Annotated in this window: 1 pseudogene; it reads left to right on the top strand. The window is 77.1% G+C overall.

The window, feature by feature from the left end:
* Window positions 1-251 precede the first annotated feature (251 nt).
* A pseudogene (locus G3I78_RS48155) lies at window positions 252-463 on the top strand (hypothetical protein); the annotation flags it as partial.

Genomic DNA, 463 nt, shown 5'->3' with positions numbered 1-463 from the left:
GACGAAGCGCCGCGCGTCGGCCAGCTCGGGGCCGTCTCCGGCGAGCGTCACGTGGAGCGCCCCCTCGGGAAGGCGCCCGACGGCGTCGCGCACGAGGGAGAACCACACGATCCGCACCGCTCGCCGGGGCCGCGGAGCCGCGCGGGGTACGGGTGGTCCCGGACCTCCCGGCGCACGGAACAGGGCCCGGGGCCGGAGGCCACCCCGCCCGTACCGAGCGACCTTCGGCCCGCGCGCCTAGGGTCGGCGACATGGCCGACTGGCAGCCCGACGTCCTCGGCGACGACTACGAGCAGCTCACGCTGCCGCTCGCCCCGGACGACGAGGGCGACGTCGTCGCCACGCTCGTGCGCCGCCGTCGGGCCGGGGGCGCCCGCACCCCGGCCGGGGGCGACGACGGACCCGCCCCCTACCTGGACGTCCTGTACGTCCACGGGTGGTCCGACTACTTCTTCCAGACCGA

Origin of the sequence: Streptomyces sp. SID13726, assembly GCF_010548375.1 — a bacterium.
Classification (GTDB): Bacteria; Actinomycetota; Actinomycetes; order Streptomycetales; family Streptomycetaceae; genus Streptomyces.
This window is presented reverse-complemented; position numbering and strand designations above follow the sequence as displayed.